Source organism: Clostridium sp. 7_2_43FAA (assembly GCF_000158375.2).
In the GTDB taxonomy this organism is placed as follows: Bacteria; Bacillota; Clostridia; order Clostridiales; family Clostridiaceae; genus Clostridium; species Clostridium tertium.
Genome location: NZ_JH815222.1, coordinates 1,869,671 through 1,889,123 on the forward strand (window position 1 = coordinate 1,869,671; position 19,453 = coordinate 1,889,123).

Annotated in this window: 18 protein-coding genes and 1 other annotated feature; of the genes, 5 read left to right on the plus strand and 13 right to left on the minus strand. The window is 26.2% G+C overall.

The window, feature by feature from the left end; translation table 11 throughout:
- Positions 1–249: 249 nt before the first annotated feature.
- Positions 250–473, minus strand: a binding site (T-box leader).
- Between the two features lie 113 nt (positions 474–586).
- Together CSBG_RS18970 and CSBG_RS10450 are read right to left on the minus strand one after the other, a co-directional pair.
- Positions 587–712, minus strand: coding sequence for a CPC_1213 family protein (locus tag CSBG_RS18970; protein WP_008679326.1), 126 nt, complete (start codon positions 710–712; stop codon positions 587–589).
- Between the two features lie 96 nt (positions 713–808).
- On the minus strand, positions 809–1,753 hold the full coding sequence (locus CSBG_RS10450; protein ID WP_008679327.1) for a carbohydrate kinase family protein: 945 nt from the start codon (positions 1,751–1,753) through the stop codon (positions 809–811).
- Positions 1,754–2,200: 447 nt separating this feature from the next.
- On the opposite strand from CSBG_RS10450, the gene CSBG_RS10455 reads away from it, so the two are divergent.
- The gene (locus tag CSBG_RS10455) at positions 2,201–2,557 is read left to right on the plus strand and encodes a tetratricopeptide repeat protein (RefSeq protein ID WP_008679328.1); all 357 of its coding nucleotides are present in this window, start codon (positions 2,201–2,203) and stop codon (positions 2,555–2,557) included.
- Between the two features lie 36 nt (positions 2,558–2,593).
- On the opposite strand, the gene CSBG_RS10460 is transcribed toward CSBG_RS10455, so the two are convergent.
- From CSBG_RS10460 to CSBG_RS10470, 3 genes are read right to left on the minus strand one after another with little or no spacing between them, the layout of a single operon-like run.
- Positions 2,594–3,664, minus strand: a complete 1,071-nt coding sequence (locus CSBG_RS10460; protein WP_008679329.1) for a transglutaminase-like domain-containing protein — start codon at positions 3,662–3,664, stop codon at positions 2,594–2,596.
- 23 nt (positions 3,665–3,687) lie between these two features.
- Complete coding sequence (recX, locus tag CSBG_RS10465; protein WP_008679330.1) at positions 3,688–4,323, minus strand: recombination regulator RecX; 636 nt, start codon at positions 4,321–4,323, stop codon at positions 3,688–3,690.
- A gap of 16 nt (positions 4,324–4,339) precedes the next feature.
- Positions 4,340–5,578, minus strand: a complete 1,239-nt coding sequence (locus tag CSBG_RS10470; protein ID WP_008679332.1) for a pitrilysin family protein — start codon at positions 5,576–5,578, stop codon at positions 4,340–4,342.
- Positions 5,579–5,931: 353 nt separating this feature from the next.
- Between CSBG_RS10470 and CSBG_RS10475 the strand changes: the two genes are divergently transcribed.
- Together CSBG_RS10475 and CSBG_RS10480 are read left to right on the plus strand one after the other, a co-directional pair.
- Positions 5,932–6,606 (plus strand): response regulator transcription factor, encoded by a 675-nt coding sequence (locus tag CSBG_RS10475; protein ID WP_008679333.1) that lies wholly within the window; start codon positions 5,932–5,934, stop codon positions 6,604–6,606.
- Between the two features lie 124 nt (positions 6,607–6,730).
- Positions 6,731–8,104: an ATP-binding protein gene (locus CSBG_RS10480; protein ID WP_242825279.1), complete on the plus strand. Its 1,374-nt coding sequence runs from the start codon at positions 6,731–6,733 to the stop codon at positions 8,102–8,104.
- Positions 8,105–8,172: 68 nt separating this feature from the next.
- Here CSBG_RS10480 and CSBG_RS18300 read toward each other — a convergent pair whose 3' ends face one another.
- Both CSBG_RS18300 and CSBG_RS10485 read right to left on the minus strand, forming a co-directional pair.
- Complete coding sequence (locus tag CSBG_RS18300; RefSeq protein WP_008679335.1) at positions 8,173–8,310, minus strand: hypothetical protein; 138 nt, start codon at positions 8,308–8,310, stop codon at positions 8,173–8,175.
- 283 nt (positions 8,311–8,593) lie between these two features.
- Entirely contained in the window at positions 8,594–10,789 is a 2,196-nt protein-coding gene (locus CSBG_RS10485) for a DNA topoisomerase III (RefSeq protein ID WP_008679336.1), read from the minus strand.
- A gap of 216 nt (positions 10,790–11,005) precedes the next feature.
- Here CSBG_RS10485 and CSBG_RS10490 point away from each other — a divergent pair, with 216 nt between their 5' ends.
- The gene (locus CSBG_RS10490; protein WP_008679337.1) at positions 11,006–11,404 is read left to right on the plus strand and encodes a hypothetical protein; all 399 of its coding nucleotides are present in this window, start codon (positions 11,006–11,008) and stop codon (positions 11,402–11,404) included.
- Between the two features lie 321 nt (positions 11,405–11,725).
- Here the strand turns inward: CSBG_RS10490 and CSBG_RS10495 are convergent, their stop codons facing one another.
- From CSBG_RS10495 to CSBG_RS10505, 3 genes are read right to left on the minus strand one after another with little or no spacing between them, the layout of a single operon-like run.
- On the minus strand, positions 11,726–12,469 hold the full coding sequence (locus CSBG_RS10495) for an SDR family oxidoreductase (protein WP_008679338.1): 744 nt from the start codon (positions 12,467–12,469) through the stop codon (positions 11,726–11,728).
- A gap of 26 nt (positions 12,470–12,495) precedes the next feature.
- Positions 12,496–13,428, minus strand: a complete 933-nt coding sequence (locus tag CSBG_RS10500; protein WP_008679339.1) for a dipeptidase — start codon at positions 13,426–13,428, stop codon at positions 12,496–12,498.
- A gap of 13 nt (positions 13,429–13,441) precedes the next feature.
- On the minus strand, positions 13,442–14,410 hold the full coding sequence (locus tag CSBG_RS10505; protein ID WP_008679340.1) for a metallophosphoesterase: 969 nt from the start codon (positions 14,408–14,410) through the stop codon (positions 13,442–13,444).
- A 154-nt stretch (positions 14,411–14,564) separates the two neighbouring features.
- Between CSBG_RS10505 and CSBG_RS10510 the strand changes: the two genes are divergently transcribed.
- The gene (locus tag CSBG_RS10510) at positions 14,565–15,707 is read left to right on the plus strand and encodes an amidase domain-containing protein (RefSeq protein WP_008679341.1); all 1,143 of its coding nucleotides are present in this window, start codon (positions 14,565–14,567) and stop codon (positions 15,705–15,707) included.
- Between the two features lie 141 nt (positions 15,708–15,848).
- Here the strand turns inward: CSBG_RS10510 and CSBG_RS10515 are convergent, their stop codons facing one another.
- The 3 genes from CSBG_RS10515 to CSBG_RS10525 form a co-directional block, all read right to left on the minus strand.
- Entirely contained in the window at positions 15,849–16,808 is a 960-nt protein-coding gene (locus CSBG_RS10515; RefSeq protein ID WP_008679343.1) for an RsmB/NOP family class I SAM-dependent RNA methyltransferase, read from the minus strand.
- Between the two features lie 332 nt (positions 16,809–17,140).
- Positions 17,141–17,896, minus strand: a complete 756-nt coding sequence (locus CSBG_RS10520; RefSeq protein ID WP_008679344.1) for an exodeoxyribonuclease III — start codon at positions 17,894–17,896, stop codon at positions 17,141–17,143.
- A gap of 68 nt (positions 17,897–17,964) precedes the next feature.
- A complete protein-coding gene (locus CSBG_RS10525) occupies positions 17,965–19,431 on the minus strand; it encodes a methyl-accepting chemotaxis protein (protein ID WP_008679346.1) in 1,467 nt (488 codons plus the stop codon).
- Positions 19,432–19,453 lie beyond the last annotated feature (22 nt).

Here is a 19,453-nt window from a genome sequence, read left to right on the forward strand (position 1 = left end):
TTCTATTATATAATTTGAAGGTTCATATAATAATTTATTAATCTTTACTAACTACATATTAAATTTTTATATAATCAAGATAATTAATAAACTTTATTATATGTACTAAATGGTAATAAAGTATTAAATTGAAGGTTCATACTTTAGATTCACATAATTAATTTATAAATTCATTTTTGTAATTTAGAAATAAAATAAAATTATATATTCTTGATTATTAATTTTAAGCAATAAAAAAAGCCTTCATCACAAAAGGACGAAGACTCGCGGTACCACCTTTTTTCTTAATATAATTTTTTTTATATTAAGCTCTTTATTTATTAACGACTAAGAAAGCCGCCTTTACTTACTTTAGTTCAGTAAAGATGCTCAAAAGCTACCTTCAGGATACTCTAATATAGAAGGCTTTCAGCCGATGACCTTCATTCTCTTTATATATTGTATTCCTTACTCCTCTTTATCATTGCTTTTATAATATGATTTTGTAAGGTTATCTTATAATATATTATTATTTTTGTCAATATTGTCCTTATAATAAAATAAATAAAAAGATGCTATGATATTATAGCATCTTTTTATTTATTTGCTAAATTATAAAATCTTTTTTATCATGCTCTTTTGCTTTTGGCTCTCCAAAAGCTGCTTTTACACTTTCCACTTGTGGATTATGATTAATATGTTTCTTATGACTATTCTTTGATTTCTTACCCATTTCTTTCACCTCCAAGCTTATATACTTAGATTATGTAAAAGAAATTTATTTATTTTATTAAATCTTAAGAAAGAAAGTGAAAATATGTAATTATTATTATCCTTCAATCCATTCCATATTTTTTATAAACTCATTAACAAAGTCCTCACTCATACTTGGATTAATAGTTTCTTCATGAGTTATTGTAACTATTGACATAGCAATAGCATATTTAACAGTATCCTTAATAGAAAGGTTATTCATATAGCCATATCCAACACCAGCAACAAAAGAATCACCAGCACCTGTAACATTTTTGACTTCTACACTGCTAGTACCTATCTTTCCTTCTTCCTTAGAGTTTTTATAATATATTCCATCAGCATCAAGACTTATAAATACATTTTTAACTCCTAAGGACAAGAAATAATCTCCCGCTCTTTTTAAATCATCATCATTTTCAATTTTAAATCCGCATAAAACTTCAGTTTCCAATCTGTTTGGCTTTACAGTATGAAAATATTTTATTAAATGTTTTATTTTCTCTGCTTTTGTAGCTGAAACTGGATCTAAAACAAATTTAGTTTTACCTTTAAAAGTAGTTAAAATATACTCTAAAAGTTCTGGGTTATCAGAATCTAATATTGTATATTCGGCATTTTCAATTATATGAGATTTAGAATCAATAAAAGAAGATTCCATCTTATCTAAGCTGTCCATATCAACTATAGCAGATTCCATTTCTCCGTGTTCATTTAAAATTGCCATATATGTTGGTGTATACTCATCTTCTAAAATCAATGAGTGTTCCATATTATATCCTATTAATTTTGAATTTTCTAGAATATTTCTTCCTTGATCATCTCCACCTAAAATAGAAATGAATTCTGTATTAACATTAACTCTTGCTAAGTTTTCAGCAATGTTTCTACATACTCCACCTAAAGATATTTTAATATTCCCTGGTATTGAGTCTCTTTCATGATATTTTTTTCTACTAAAACCTATTATATCTACTATTGATGCTCCTAATACTAATATATAAGGATTATTATTACACATACCATCTCTCCTGCTCTTTAAAATCCGTTACTAAAAAACATAAATATATTATATTAGAGAAATATAAAAAAATAAAGTCAAATTTACAAACTTTGTCGAATTTTATTTTTTAATTGTATTTATTATCAATATATTTTCTTTAAAAATTTCTAAATTCTGCTACACTTTCTTTTAAAATTCATATATTGAATATTAACTTATTCAGCTGTCAATAATTTAAATATATGTTTCAATTAATAATCTTCATAATTATAGTGTTATAAAATTAAAAGTTAATAGTCTTATTTAAGTAAAATATCAAAATTGAAAGCATATATTATTTAATTTTTTATATAAGTTGCTAAAATAATAACTTTACTTAAATACCATAAACTATAAAAATATTTTAATTAAATGAAGGATATTTATTACAACTTATATACATATAATTATCACTTGGAGGTAAAAATGAATTACTTTAATGAAGGTAATAAATACTATAATCTTAAAGAATATAAAAAAGCAATTGAATATTACACCATGGCAATTGAAAACAATGAAAGTATGACTTGCTCTTACTATAACTGTGGAGTTTGTTATATAAAACTTAAGGATTTTGATTCAGCAATAACAATGATAAAGAAAGCTCTTGCTATGCAGCAAGAAAGTAAATATTTCTTTAACTTAGCATATTGTTATGCAATGAAAGAAGAAATAAAAAAAGCATTAATTTATTTCAACATAGCTTGGTCTTTAGATAGTTCTGATACTGATTGTGAAAAAGCAATAAATTTAATAATGTCTAAAAACAAAAAAGCATTATAACCTATTTAAGGTTATAATGCTTTTTAACTTATATGCTTAAAGCCATTCACCTGCTATTTGAGCATTTAAATGATCTTCATTAAAATCTTTGTTATCGAAATAATCTCCTGCTAAATAAAATGTTGGATCAACATTAATCCAAATCCCCTCATCTGCAAGATATACCTGATTCCATGCATGCGGTCCATAATTTTGACCGTCAAATGCATCTCCAGTTACTATTCTGCTTCCTAAATCAACTGATTTTGCCATAGCTACATAAAGACATGCATAATCGAAGCAAATTCCACTTCTAGTATTCCAAGCTTCAATTGCACCACTATTAGTTACACCTTCAGGTCCTAATGCTTTTTCTGCTTTTGTAAAATCATACTTTATATTTGATCCTATCCATGAATATAACCTTTTTGCCTTTTCTCTATCACTTTTAGCATTTCCTATTATTTCAGTTGCCTTTTCATCTATCTCTTTTGATGATTTAATACCATCTTCTAAAGTAACTCCATTATAATATACTATTACATTTGAACTTGCAGGAATATACTCTTTAAAATCATCGTAAGATAAAACAGGCTTATTTATTGACATTATACTTTCTAAAGTACTATATCCATTAATACCGTTAAATAAATTGATTTTCATGCTTCTTCCAAAGGTTGTATTATAGGTTATTATTCCCATAAACATTATTAAGATAATAACAAGCCCTTTTAAAAATCCAAAAAGCGATGAAAATAATACTATTCTTAACTTACCCTTGCTTAATAACAACTTATAAGCTTTTGTTAATGGCTCACTTAAACACTTTAAAATCCAGTAAATTATAGTTTGTATAGCTAAAAAAACTATTCCTAATACTAATGCTTTAAATAAATTATTATTTACTAAAGTAACATTAGAATTATCACTCACGAACTTCAATATAGCTAAATATATCTTATCTAAATTTGTAAGCATAATTAAAAATGTTATAAAAATAGAAAAATAATAAATTAATCTATTTAAAGAGTACTTAGCGCTTCCTTCTTCCAAAGCCCCTTGTATACTACCCTTTATTGAAAAAAGCATTAATATAGCACATAAAATATAAGGTAAATATGTAACCATTAATGTCTCTCCTTTTTAATAATCTACATATCATCAGTACTTGTTACTCTTTTTACAGCATATGATACTATATCGTAATCATATCCCTTTGATAATAAAAATCTATATAGCTTTTGAGATAACTTATATTTATCAGATTCTCTTTTTGATAAAACATTATACTTTTTTAATGCCATATTATATGCTACTTCTCTTTCTTCATCTTCATCTATGTTAGATATTTCTTCTTCTATAAGGTTATCGTTAATCCCTTTTTTTATTAAATCATACTTTATCTTCTTTTTTCCTTGTAGTCTACTTCTATCCTTAACATACATTTTTACATAATTTGTATCGCTTAAAAAGTTATATTCTTTTAAAAAATTTAAAGTTTTATCAATTGTTAAATTATCATATCCTTTTAATAAAAGTTTATCTTTCAATTCTTTTTCACTTTTATATGATTTTTCTACTATTTTAAGTGCAGCATTCTTGCATTTTATATAATCATCTTCTTTAGCAATAGATTTTATTTTTTCTAAATCAATATTTTCATTTGTCTTAAGACCTTCTTTATATATCAATTCAGTACTTAAAGAAAATGAATATTCATTATCAATATATATATTTACTCTTTCTTTGTTTCTCTTTTGTACCTCTATTTTTGTAATAATATTCATAATTATCTCCAATATTTTAAGATTTTAATATATGAATTGTTGGATTGCTTAAAACCTCTCTAGCAACTTCTTGAATTTTATTTATATCAAGAGAATGTAGCTTTTCCATATCCTTAACAAATTCATATAAGTCCTCTCCATCTAAACCTTGATGAAGCATATAATTGCATAACTCTGAAGGATCTTCTAAAGTTGAAATAACTGCTGTTTTATGAACTTTTTTCATAAGTTCTAAATCTCTTTCGCCAATTGCTAAACTTCCACTTTTAACTCCAGATATTGTTTCATTTATTGCACTTACAGCTGAATTAAGATCTTCCTCTCCAACTGCTGTATAGATATATAAAGTCTTAACACTATTAGTCATATCTATACTTGTATAAATATCATAAGCAAGTCCTCTTTTTTCTCTAACTTCTCTAAATAAAAGTGAGTTAGAGCTTTCTCCTAATCTATGATTTAAAATTCTAAGAGGAAGTTCTAAATCTCTATTTAAATTATAGAAAGTATATAAATAAACTATTGTATTTTGCTCTATATTAGATTTAGTTGTTGTTATAGACTTACATATATTCTTTTCTTCTAAAATATCCTTTTTTATTTTTTCTCCAGGTTCCCATCCTTTAAAAACTTTTTTTACTTCATTTAACGCTTCATCATGATTATATGAAGATACTACTGTAACTAAAGCATTATTAGGAATATAATGCTTCTTATAAAAACTAGTTAAATCATATCTATCATAATTTTTTACATTTGCTTCAATGCCTGCAACATCATATTTTAATGGACTTTTATTAAATGCTACTTCATTTGTTCTTTTAAAGCTTAAATCCTCAATATCATCCTTGCTAGTTCTCATTTCTGCAAGTATTACTCCTCTTTCCTTTTCTAATTCTTCTTTATTAAAGGCAGGATTTATAATCATATCTCCTAATATTTCTATAGCATTTTTAAATTCCTCTTCTAAACAACTTATAGTATATACTGTAGATGTATAATCTGTATATGCATTATACTCTCCCCCTAAGAATTCTAACTCATCATTTAATTCTTCATAACTTCTTTTTTTTGTTCCTTTAAACAGCATATGTTCTATAAAGTGAGAAATTCCCTTTTCATTCATATTTTCATATAGTGATCCAACTTTAATACCAACATTTATAGCTGATATTTTTGTATCTTTTTTAATTGTTATAACTTCTAATCCATTATCTAAAAAATGTCTTTCAACATCAAAATTCAATTTAAACATATTAATCCACCCATTCTTCATACTACTTAATTATTAAAAATATAATATGACTATATTCTAAATACAATACTATAATTATATATATGTTTCAACTAAGAATCTACATTATTACTCTTTTTAAATCAAATAATTACTTATTATTCATGAACAATTTACTCTAAAAGTAATTAATATCTATCTTTACTTATTTTTATGAAATTTATCTCAACATTTATACTGTTTTTTAATATAAAAATATACTTAATATACAACAAGATAAATATTACATTTTATTTAATTTGATCAATTAACCTTTACCACACAAGTCTTGACATTTATAATTATATTAAAGATTTTATTATATGGAGGGTTTTATGCCAAAAAATATTTTATTAATTGAAGATGAAACTCGTATTAGATTTTTACTAAGAGATTATTTTTTAAAAGAAGGCTTTAACATTATTGAAGCTGCTGATGGAGATGAGGGACTTAATTTTTTTATTAGCAATAAAATAGATTTAGTCATATTAGATATCATGATGCCAAAGGTTGATGGAATTACAGTTTTAGAAATGATAAGAAAGGTTTCTACAGTTCCTGTTATATTATTAACTGCTAAAGGCCAAGAAGAAGATAAGTTATTTGGATATGAAATGGGGGCTGATGATTATATAACTAAACCATTTTCACCTAAAATACTAATAGCTAAGGTAAAAGCTTTACTTAAGAGAACTTCTGAAGATACTTTTTCTGGATTAAATGAATATGATGGGTTGACTATAAATAAATTATCTCATGAAGTTAAAGTAAATAATGAAATTATAAATTTATCGCCAAAAGAATTTGAGCTATTATCTTATTTATCCGACAATGAAGGAATTGCATTATCTAGAGATACTATATTAGATAATGTATGGGGATTAGATTACTATGGAGACTTAAGAACTGTTGATACAAATATAAAAAGACTTAGAGAAAAGCTTGGAAATAAAGCATCTTATATAGTTACAGTTAGAGGAAGTGGATATAGATTTGAAGCACAAAAATAAATTTAACATATCAAAAAAATTATTTTTAATAACTTTTGGATTAATATTTATTTTATTAATATTTAGCATGTTATTTCAAATTTTATTTTTTGAAGATTTCTATTTAAATAGAAAAGTAAATAGAATGATTAAAGAATCAAGTAAATTTAGCACTTTAAATTCTTATTATACTGATGAAAATCTTTTAACTGAGGCACTAATTAGATTCGAGCAAGAAACAGATTCCAAAGCTCTTATTCTTTCATTAGATGGCAAAATTAGATTTGTGGCAAATTACGGTAAAAATACGGATGACTTTCAAGTTTTAACTTCATTTTGTGCTGAACTTATTAATGATAAACATCTTGTTAATCAAGTTTTAACTTCTGGTAAACCACAAGCTAGTATTTTTGAAAATAAATTAAGTAATTCAAAGAAAATTGGTATTTTATCTCCAATGTCATTAAACTCAAAAAATGATTCAATTATTGTATCTGTTTCATCAATGCAGCCTATAAATGAAGCTGCTGGTGTAACTAAAGAGTTTTATGGATATTTATTTTTAGGCTTTAGTATAATTGCTGTTTTCTTATCATCAGTATATGCAAATTTAATTTCTAAGCCATTGATAAATATAAATAAAGTAGCAAAAAGAATGTCCTCTATGGATTTTACCGCTAAATGCGAAGCAACTTCTGATGATGAAATTGGTAATCTTGCTACAACATTAAACTTTTTGTCCTCTACACTTGAAAACGCCTTAGATGATTTAAAGCAAAAAAATAAAAAGTTAGAAGAAGATATCGAAAAAGAGCGTAAACTTGAAGAAATGAGAAAAGATTTTGTTGCAAGTGTCTCTCATGATTTAAAAACACCTATTGGAATAATAGAAGGATATGCAGAAGGACTTAAAGATGGAATCGTAACAGGTAAAGATGCATTAATTTATCTAGATACTATCATAGATGAATCACATAAAATGAATAAATTAGTAACTAATATGTTAGAACTTTCAAAGCTTGAATCTGGAAATATAGAACTAGCTTTAGAAAAATTTAATATACTTAGACTTATACAAAAGCTTATAAAAAGCTTCTCACTAGAATTTGCTTCAAAAGATATAAAATTAAATTTGAAAACAGACCTGGAATACTGTTATGTAATTGGAGATGTATTTCAATTAGAACAAGTTATTACAAATCTTATAAGTAATACTCTTAAATACACTCCTAATGGAAAAGAAGTGATTATAGAAGTAGCTAGTACTGATACTTTAATTAATATTTCTATTGAAAATAAAGGTGCTTATATTCCTGAAGATGAAATAGAAAATTTATATACTAAATTCTATAGAATCGATAAAGCTAGAACTACTTCTAAAAATAGTAATGGTCTTGGACTTGCAATAGTAAAGAGAATTTTAACACTACATGAAAGTTCTTATTCACTAAATAATACAGAAGATGGAGTTAAATTTGAATTTACATTAAAAAAAGCAGATGACTCAGAAATAATATAAGGGATGAAGTTTCATCCCTTATATTATTAAAAAGTAGTAGGAAATTAAAATTTCTACTACTTAACAATTTAACCTTCTATTAAATTAAACTCCTGTATCTTCTTTATTTTTTTACAATGTGGGCATATAATTAGACATTCATCTCTTAACTCCTCGAATGTGTATCCACATTTACTACATGTACATTCTGATTTATTTATTTCCATATACTTCATCCTCTCTACAATTCTAATTTTTACCATATATTACTTTTCTTATTCAACTGAAAATAACTTTAAATTTTTGATAGAAATTTTTCAGACTATATATTTATATTCTTATTTTATATAAATATTCCAAAATTATTATAAAAAATAAACTATATTTTAAAATTAAATATAGTTTATTTTTTTTACTAATTAATTTCTAATTCTATAGGCTTTTTTCTTTTTCAGGCTCTTTGTTGACTTTCATAAGTTTCAATCTGTTCTTTTCTATCTAATTATTACATTAGTCTTTTAAATTCATCTTTCCTAAAAGTTCTGCAAAAGGATTATTATTAAAGTCTTCTGCTTCCTTTTTCATTTTCTTCATCATATTATTTACTTCTCTTTTATCTACTTTTCCCTTTTTATCAAATCTCTTTTCAAATTGTGATGCTTTTTCTCTAAAGTTACAATTAGATCCAGTACAAACATATATCTTTCCTTCGCCCTGTCCTCTAACTTCTAATTTCTTTTTACATTCTGGACATCTTGCATTGGTATTTCTGCTTACGCTTTCTCTATATCCACATTCTCTATCTTGGCAAACATTCATGACTCCATTTTTACCTTTTACCTCTAAAAGGTATTTGCCACAATTAGGACACTTCTTACCTGTTTTATTATCATGAATAAATTTACTATCAGTTCCTTTTATAGATTCTATTAAAGCTACAGCATAGTTTCTCATTTCTTTTATAAATAAATTAGAATCTTCTTTCCCTTTGCTTATTCCATCTAATTTCTTTTCCCATTTTGCAGTTAACAATGGTGATTTAAGCTCCTTTGGAACTAAATCTATAAGCTGTCTTCCTTTAGATGTAGGTATAATTTCTTTTCCTTTCTTTTCTATTACAAAAGAATTAAATAATTTTTCAATTATATCTGCTCTAGTTGCAACAGTTCCAAGTCCACCTGTTTCATTTAATGTTTTAGCAGAATCTTTATCTACACTGATATATTTTTGTGGGTTTTCCATAGCTGATAAAAGAGTTCCTTCATTAAATCTAGCTGGTGGCTTAGTTTGACCTTTACTTAAATCTACTGAATTTATCTTTAATAAATCCCCATTATTAAGTTTTGGAAGAACTTGATCTTTTAAATCATCTTCCTTTGAATTATCATCTATTATTTCTTTATCATATAAAGCTTTCCATCCCTTTGATTTTATAACTTGACCCTTTGCAATAAATATTTCTTTATTTATTTCAGCCTTTATATTTGTTTGAATATATTCAAATGGAGGCATTAAAACACTTAAAAATCTTTTAACTACAAGGTCATATATATGTCTTTCTTCTGAACTTAAATTACTTAAGTTTGGCTTTTGCTCAGTAGGTATTATTGCATGGTGATCACTTACCTTGCTATTATCTACAAAGCTCTTACTCACATTTATTTTTCCCTTTAATATCTCCGAAGATGCCATTCTATATTCACCAATAGATATTGCTTTTAATCTCTCTGGAATAGTTGAAACAACATCTGTTGATATATATCTTGAATCAGTTCTTGGATATGTTAAAATCTTATGATTTTCATATAGTCTTTGCATTATTGATAAAGTTTGCTTTGCTGAATATCCCCATATTTTATTGGCATCTCTTTGTAGCTCTGTTAAATCATATAAAGCTGGAGAAAATTTCTTTTTAGGTGTTTCTGTTATAGATATTATTTTAGCATCATGCCCTTTTAAATTATTTAAAATTTTATTTGCTGCTTCTTCATTGAAAATTCTTAAATTATTATCTTTATTAACCCACTGAAGTGATATTCCACTTGCTTTTGCAGATATAGTATAAAAGTCTTTTGGTTTAAAATTCTTTATTTCATCTTCTCTATCAACTATCATAGCTAAAGTTGGTGATTGTACTCTTCCTGCTGAAAGCTGTGCATTATATTTACATGTTAATGCTCTTGTTGCATTAAGTCCAACTATCCAATCAGCCTCTGCTCTACATACTGCTGCCTTATATAGGTTTTCGTAGTGGCTTCCAGGCTTTAAGTTCTTGAAGCCATCTAATATCGCCTTATCAGTTTGAGATGATATCCATAGTCTTTTTATAGGTTTCTTAACTCCTGCCTTTTCTATAATCCATCTTGCTACAAGCTCACCTTCTCTACCAGCATCTGTAGCTATTACTATTTCTTCAATATCATTTCTATTTAAAAGCTTTTTTACTTCGTAAAATTGCTTAGATGTCTTTTTTAAAACAGTAAGCTTCATATACTTAGGTAACATTGGAAGAGTTTCCATACTCCAAGTTTTATACTTTTCATCATATCCTTCTGGATCTTGAAGACCAACTAAATGCCCTAATGCCCAAGTTATTACATACTTATTTCCTTCAATATATGATCCCTTATTTTGATTACTTTTTAGAACCTTTGCTATATCTCTACCAACAGAAGGCTTTTCTGCTAGTACTAATACTTTTCCCATACTATTAAGTCCTTTCTCTTTTAAGAGTTCTATTTTAACTCTTAACCAAATCTCTATTTATTTTCTTTTATCTAATTAAACTATATCTAATTTATAATATTCTGTAAACCTTCTTTAAATAAACATTATATATTTAAGATATCCTTGTATTCATAATTAGTAAATTCCCACATTTAATGATATAATAAATGATAAAATAACATAGGGGGAATATCTATGGTAGAAATATTAAAATTAATAGCTAACATTATTAATGACTTACATGATAAAGTTTTAGATATTGTCAGCATAGCTGGGTATCAATTAAATGATAAACAACTTCACTTTATATTTATGGCTTTAATTGGAATAATCATATTTGGAGTAACACAAGTTTTATTTAAGAAACTTGCAAAATATAGCATTACTGCAATATCTTTTATCTATACATTAACAGTTATGATAGTTATAGTTTTTGCTATAGAAATACAGCAAAAACTAACAAACAGAGGTAATATGGAATTTGCTGATATTGCTTATGGTTTATATGGTTTCATTTATATCTTTTTTATCTATTTACTTATAAAGCTCATTGTAATAGTAATAAAGAAAATATATAAGAAATATAAAAAATAATTATAGTTTTTTTCATAATGACTTATAGTATTGAATATCACTTTAACATATAATTTTTATTTAAAATGAATTTATATTAGTAAAATTATAAAATCATATGATAATCTGATTATTAGTAAAAGGCTCAATCTAAGAAATCTATTTAATATAAAATTTATTAAATTTAAAGTAAGCTTTATTGCCTTAAAAAAGTTAATATCTTATTTTGTAAAGGGGGGCGCGAAACGCGACCCCCTTTTAAACCATTGATTTTACTTACTTAAAGACGTTTTTTAACTTAAATAAAAGTTTATGTCTATTATCAACTACCTATTATTAATTCTAAATAAGTCCTCCATCAACTTTTATAATTTGTCCAGTTAAATATTTACATGAATCATTACATATAAAAGCCACTAATTTTCCAATTTCATCAGCTTCTCCAAATCTTCCCATTGGTATTTCATCTTTTAGTTCCTTCTTTTCATCTTTTGATAAAAATGAATTCATTTCTGTATTAATTACTCCCGGTGCAATTGCATTTACTCTTACTCCCATTGGAGCCACTTCCTTAGCAAGTGATTTAGTGAACAAGTTTATTGCCCCTTTAGAACTAGAATATACTACTTCACATGAAGCTCCAACATCGCCCCATATAGAAGAAATATTAATTATATTCCCTTTTCCTTTAGAAATCATATGAGGAAGCGCATGTTTACTTAAGTACATAGTTCCTATAATATTTACTTCCATAACATTATCTATATCTTCTTTTGAAGAATCCATAAACAATCCTATAGTAGATATTCCTGCATTATTGACTAATATATCTATCTTCCCAAATGATTCTATAACATGGTCAATCATTTCTTTACACATAGCATAATCAGATATGTTACACTTATATAATTTACCATATCCTCCCAATGCAATTATTTCTGCTAATGTAGTTTCTGCACCATCATCGTCTTTTGAGTAATTTATAATTACCGTTGCCCCCTCTTTAGCTAATTCAATGGCTATTGCTTTTCCAATACCACGTGATGCGCCTGTAACTAAGGCTATTTTTCCTTGTAAGTTTTCCATCTTCTTCTCCTAGCTTTTAGTTTGTATTATAGACATTCTTTAATTACTCTTTTTACATTTTTAAAGAATATCTTATCAATTTCTGAATTTGTAAATTTTTCTTTTATTAAGGCATCTCTAAGTCTTCCTATTTCTCCAATATTTCTAATTTCCACTTCATTTTCAATCCCATCAAAATCTGTTCCCAGTGAAAGTACATCTATACCTCCAATATTTCTAATATGTTTAATATGTGCTATCATAGATTCAATTGTAGGAATCTTTTCTTTTCCCAAAAATGGTGCACAGAAGTTTAATCCCATAACTCCACCCTTATTAGCTAATTTAACTATCATATCATCAGTTAAATTTCTTGAATGATTAGTTATTTCTCTAGCATTAGAATGAGTTGCAACGAAAGGCTTCTTACATATATCTACTAAATCATAAAATCCACCATCTGATAAATGAGAACAATCTGGTATTATTCCAATCCTCTCCATTTCATTAACTATTTCTTTTCCTTTAGAAGTTAAACCATTATCTTTATATCTATATCCTGCATTGGGATAACCTATACTATTTGGAAAATTCCATGTTAATGTTATGAATCTTATCCCCATATCATAAACCTCTTTTACTCTTTCTACTTTTCCTTCTAATACTTCACCTTCTTCTATTGATAAGAAAGCTCCTATTTTCCCTTTATTATTAACTCTTTCTAACTCCTCTAAATTTCTTACTATTTCAATATCATTATAATTTTCTTTTAATTCTTTCATTAAAACCTCATGCATTCTTTTAAATTCTAAATATGGATTATCTACTATATTTAACTCTATAAAATGTGCAAAAACCTGTGCTAATGCTTTAGCTTCCTTTAATTTTTTTATATCAACTTTGCAAATACTTTCCTTAAGCTTTAGATTTTCATATAATAATCTGCTAGCAGTATCACAATGTAAGTCAATTGAATTCATACATATCTCTCCTTTATTTCCTATTTTCTATTTTACTTTCATTTCCTTCTTTAGCTTCTTTTATCATTCTTATTCTTTCGTTTCTTGCCCATAACAAGTAGTCTTCTAATCTTTCTGGTCCAGTAATAATTTTTCTCCTTGCCCAAAGAACTCCTGATTCTTGTGATTCCACACTCCATTTTACAAGAGATATTTTTCCACTTTCTATTTCTATTGCTGTCATTGCATATGGTAAAACACAACACCCATCATTAAAGTATGGTGGCTCAAGTTTGCCTGGCATTCTACTATTATGAGTATGTCCACATAGTAGCATTTTACCATTTTCTTTTGTCCATTTTTCAAGCTTTCTATCAACTTTATTTCCTTTTTTATTATTTTTAGCAGGACTTGTTGGATCATTAAATCCTGCTAATCCATTTAAAAATTTCCACACATATCTTACTAAAAATCGTGATATCATCCAATAATCAGAATTTATTAAATCTGCTTGATGTCCATGAGTAACTAGAAACTTTTCATTAACAGGAGTAAATTTAAAATTAATACCTTCATAAAACTTAATATCTTTAATAAACTTTAAAAAGTTTTTTCCATAATTGGCTCCAATTTTTCTTAATGCCCTATACTGTGTATTATAAAAATTATCTCTATTTTTTATTATATCATGATTTCCATAAATCATATAAATTCTATTTTCTTCTTTTAATCTATTAAATAACTTAAATATATCATTATAGCAATATGCTATATCATTAAAATTTCTATTTTTCCAAAGCTCATCTCCATCTCCAACTTCAACATAAGTAAAATCCTTTCTGTAATAATAAGCTAGAGCTGTCTTATAAATATTTCTGTTTGGAAGAAGGGAATCATAAAAAGTTCCATCACCTCTGTGGATATCTGAAATAAATACTATATTATCCCCATCATCAAATTTTACTTCCATTGCATTCTCATAAAGATAGTTTAATCTTTTCATAAATTTCCTCTTACTTAATTTTTAATACTTTATTATATGTTTTTATTACTTATTTGCTAAAAACATCCATACAAAATACTAATAACTTATAGATAAATTTAATATCTTTTGTATAAACTACTTATATAGTTTAAAGAGGAAAGAGGCGAAATTTGTGAAGCTTAAATATAAATTTATAAATTTTATTTTAATTGTACTATTTACCTTTAATATATTACCCTTTTCTATTTCTTTTGCAGATGACATTTATGAAGATGAGGAAACTATTAACTTTTTAAATAATGGTTTATCCTCTGAGGAAATGAAGCAAGAATTTAAAGGTTTGCTAGAAGATTTATTTGCACAAAGGAATGCTGCTATAGTTTCTGGAGATTGTGAATTATTAAAGGGATTTTATGATTTAAATATAAAAGTAAGCTTATGGGCATATGAAAGTGAAGCTAAAAAAACTAATTATTTAATAAGTTGGTCGGAAAAACAAGCTGTAAAGTTTAGAGATTTAAAATCTATAGTTAGAATAAGAAAAGTTGCTGAAAAAGAGCCAGGTTTATATGGAGTAATTTGTGATGTTGCAACAGATTTTAATTATTTTTATATTGATACTCCAGATGTTATTAATCACTTTAGGCTAGGAACTAATCACTACCTAAACTTAAAGAAAGAAAATGATAGATATATTATAACTAAGGAATGGTATACTGACCCTTTTGCAGATTCACTTGATATGAAAAATATAAAATCTGATGAAATAAAAAATTACATATTGACTCAAAAGCAACCAGAATTTATACCTAATGAAAGAGTAACAAAGGCAGTAGAATATGCTCATAAATATTGTGGAGTTTCTGAAGATGAAGAATTTACTTTTAAATATAATTCAAAATATAAAGATCACAATCCTGATGGTGGTGACTGTGCAAATTTTGCTTCACAAATACTATTTGAAGGTGGAGGTTTCAAGAAAAATGGCCTATGGAATTACTCTGGAAAAGAAGGAACTAAGGCTTGGCTAAACGCACAAGGCTTCAAAAATTATATGGTTGGAAGTGGTAGAGCTTCATATATTGCTAAAGGATCCTATCAACAAACATATAAGGCAGCCTTTAATATGAGGCCTGGAGATTTTGTTGCATATGAAAAGAAAGGGAGAATAACCCATATATCAACAGTTACTGGATTTGATTCTAAGGGATATCCTTTAGTTACATGTCATAACACTAATAGACTCCTTGTTCCCTATGATTTAGGTTGGAGTAATGATAATATAAGATTTCATCTAATTCATGTTCATTACTAAGAATTTAATTATAAAATACCACTACAAAATTTATTTATAACTTTATAGTGGTATTTTTATTTATATTAACTTATTTTCTTCCTTTTTACTTCCAAATTATAATAGAAATTTCAATATTACAATTTTCAAGTAGTATTCAAATTATTCTTTATTTTTAACTAATTTAGCTATAAAAAATCCTTCCATATTTTCATTTGGAATTATTCTTATTGATTTTGTAATTTCTTCACTATATATTTTTTCTTTATATTTACTCAAACCCCTTATTACATTTGGTAATTCTAAATTAATTTTTTCTAATCTCAAATCTGGATATTTATTTAGTGCATATTCTATAACTTCTTCATTTTCAAAAGGATTCAAAGTACATGTTGAGTATACCATGATTCCCCCAGGCTTTAGAGCATTATAAGCACTATCAAATAATCTTTTTTGTAATTTTGAGCACAATGCAACTTTTTTTTCATTCCATCCCTTATATACTTTACTACTTTTTAACGTGATTATTCCTTCTCCAGAGCAAGGAACATCTAAAAGAACTCTGTCAAAATATTTATTTAATCGTTTACCTATAGAACATCCATCTGCACCTAAGACTATTATTGAATTTGCACCTTGTTTTTCTATATTGTAATTTAACCTCTCTCTTCTTATTTCATTTACATCATTTGCTAAAATAGTTGCTTTATTTTTAGTTAAATCAGCCATGTAAAGGCTCTTTCCACCTGGTGCTGCACACATATCTAAAACAACTAAATCTTCTTTCAAATCTAAAAATAAAGGAGGTAACATTGAAGATAGGTTTTGTAAATATATTTTACCATATTTATAAGCCTCTAATCTTCTTAAGTTACTCTCCTTAATGCCTTTTGCAATAAATGCATTTTTTAATACTGGATGATTTACAGCCTTTATTTTATTCATGCTTAATTCATCCATAACTTCCTTAGTATTGCCTTTTAAAGTATTAATTCTAAATGTAGTATTTCGTCCTCTATAATAACTTTTATAAATAAGATCTAACTGACCATCTGTAAATATATTTTCTAAAATTTCTATAAGCTCTTTTGGTAAGCTATTTTTAACTTCCTTAATTGACACTACATCACCCCTATAGTTTATTCATAATATATATTACTTTTCAATTGTATAAATTATGCTTTTTTTATAACTTTCACTTGCTTTTTAACTTCTACGCTTATTCTTTCTGTAACCTTTACTCCAATAACTTTTTTAAACTATTTATAAAGATATTTAACTGAAAATTTTAAAATATTACTTTCATTTTTCTCTATAATTTCATCTCTAAGTTTTTTGTAATCTTTTATATTAATATATTACTGATTTCAAAGTTAATTTGTAATTTCTAATAAAAAAAGCCACCTTACTATATATAAACCATAAATAGTACAGTAGCTTAATTCTTTATTATCTTAAAGATTAATTTTTAATTCAACTGGGCAATGATCAGAGCCTAAAACTTCAGAATGAATTTTAGCATCTTCTAATTTATCCTTTACTGAATTTGATACTAAGAAGTAATCAATTCTCCATCCTGCATTCTTTGCTCTTGCATTAAATCGATATGACCACCAAGAATATGCTCCAACTTCATCAGGATAAAAATATCTAAATGTATCAACAAAACCAGCATTTAATAATTCTGTAAATTTACTTCTTTCTTCTTCTGTAAATCCTGCATTCCTTAAATTAGTCTTAGGATTTTTTAAGTCTATTTCCTTATGTGCAACATTTAAATCTCCACAAACTATAACTGGTTTCTTTTCATCTAATACCTTTAAATAATCTCTAAATGCATCTTCCCAAACCATTCTATAATCTAATCTAGCAAGTTCATTTTTTGAATTTGGAGTATAAACTGTTACCATATAGAAATTTTCAAATTCTAAAGTGATAACTCTACCTTCTTTATCATGCTCTTCTATCCCTAATCCATAGCTTACACTTAAAGGCTTTTCTTTTGTAAATATCGCTGTTCCTGAATAACCTTTTTTCTCAGCATAGTTCCAATACTGATGATATCCTTCTAATTCTAAATCTATTTGTCCTTCTTGCAATTTACTTTCTTGAATACAAAAGATATCTGCATCCATTTCTTTAAAATATTCTAAAAAGCCTTTTGTAACACAGGATCTTATTCCATTAACATTCCATGATATTAACTTCATTTATTCTTCTCCTTTTATATAAAATTATGTTTAATAATATTATATCACGTTTTTAATTTAATATCATTCTATGAATATGTATTCATTCTTTTAGATAATTCAACTAATTCATCTAAAGAATTTTTTGCATCAGTAACTTCTTTAAATAGCATTTCAACTGTTGCAGCTGTGTTTTGTGAATTTGCTAATGTTTCCTCTGATATTGAAGCAACATTAGCTATTCCATCTGTAATTTTGGAATTATCGTTATCTATTGCTATAATTCTACTAGTTACTCCTTTAACAAGTTTTTCCATATCATCTAATCCATTAGTTAAATCATAAAGCTCATTAGTAGTATTCTTTACTATTAATTCTTCTTCATTTATTATTTCTGTAACATCATTAATAGATTTAGAAACATTTAAAACTTCGCCTTCTAATTCTTTGATAATACTATTTATTTCATTTGAGGAATCCTTACTTTGCTCTGCTAACTTTCTTATTTCATCTGCAACAACTGAAAATCCTCTGCCATATTCACCTGCTCTAGCTGATTCTATAGCTGCATTTAAGGCTAAAAGATTTGTTTTTTCTGATATATCTCTGATAATATCAATTATTATTAATACTTTAGAAGTCTTTTCCTTTAGTTCATTAGCTATTGTATAAACCTCTAAATTTTTATTTTTAACTTCATTAGAATTTCTAGCAACTTCTTCTACCATTCCAAATACGTTTTCGAAAATATCTCTACTTTTCTTAAACTCAGTTTCCATGTCCTTTGAATTATTTACAGCACTTTCAATATCTAATTTTATATTATTTGATGCTTTGTTTTGCTCTTCAATATTTGAAGTAGTACTTTCACAACCATTTAATATCTCTAAAATTGCACTACTTATATCAGTTGATGATGATTCTATAGTATTAAATGTCTCTGATATTGATGATGTATTCTTATTTAATAATTCTATTGCTGACCTTATTTCAATTAATATCTTCTCTTGTTCTTTAACCATACTATTGCTTTTTTCTCTTTCGAGATCTGCTTCTACCCTTATTTTATTTGATATTCTAGTTATAATAAAAGTCATTGCATAAAACATGAAAATACATACCAATTCTAAGAGTATATTATCTCTAACAGCTTCATTATTAAAATTTATAAAAGCCCAGATTACATTGAATATAAAAGCTCCTACTATTGGTATTATCATAAATTTATGATCTAAATATATCATACATATAACTATAAGAGGTACTATTGCAACTGGAGCTACCATCAAATTAGATTTAAATAGTAATATTGCATAGACTATTGCATATGGTGTTCCAACTATATGTCTTATCTTTATATTATCTTTATCCTTAAAATAAAATATGACCATAATAAATGTTGATACTAATGTGATTGCAAGTGCTAAATATGCAAATTCTTTTTCTATTCTTTTGTTTTTTAACATGGCTAATAACCCTAATGAGTATGTTATTGCAAGAACTGAAGTTGCTATGACAAATCCTCTATTTGTTTTTCTTGTTACTTTATTTTCCAAGTATCTCTTCCCCCAAACCCTT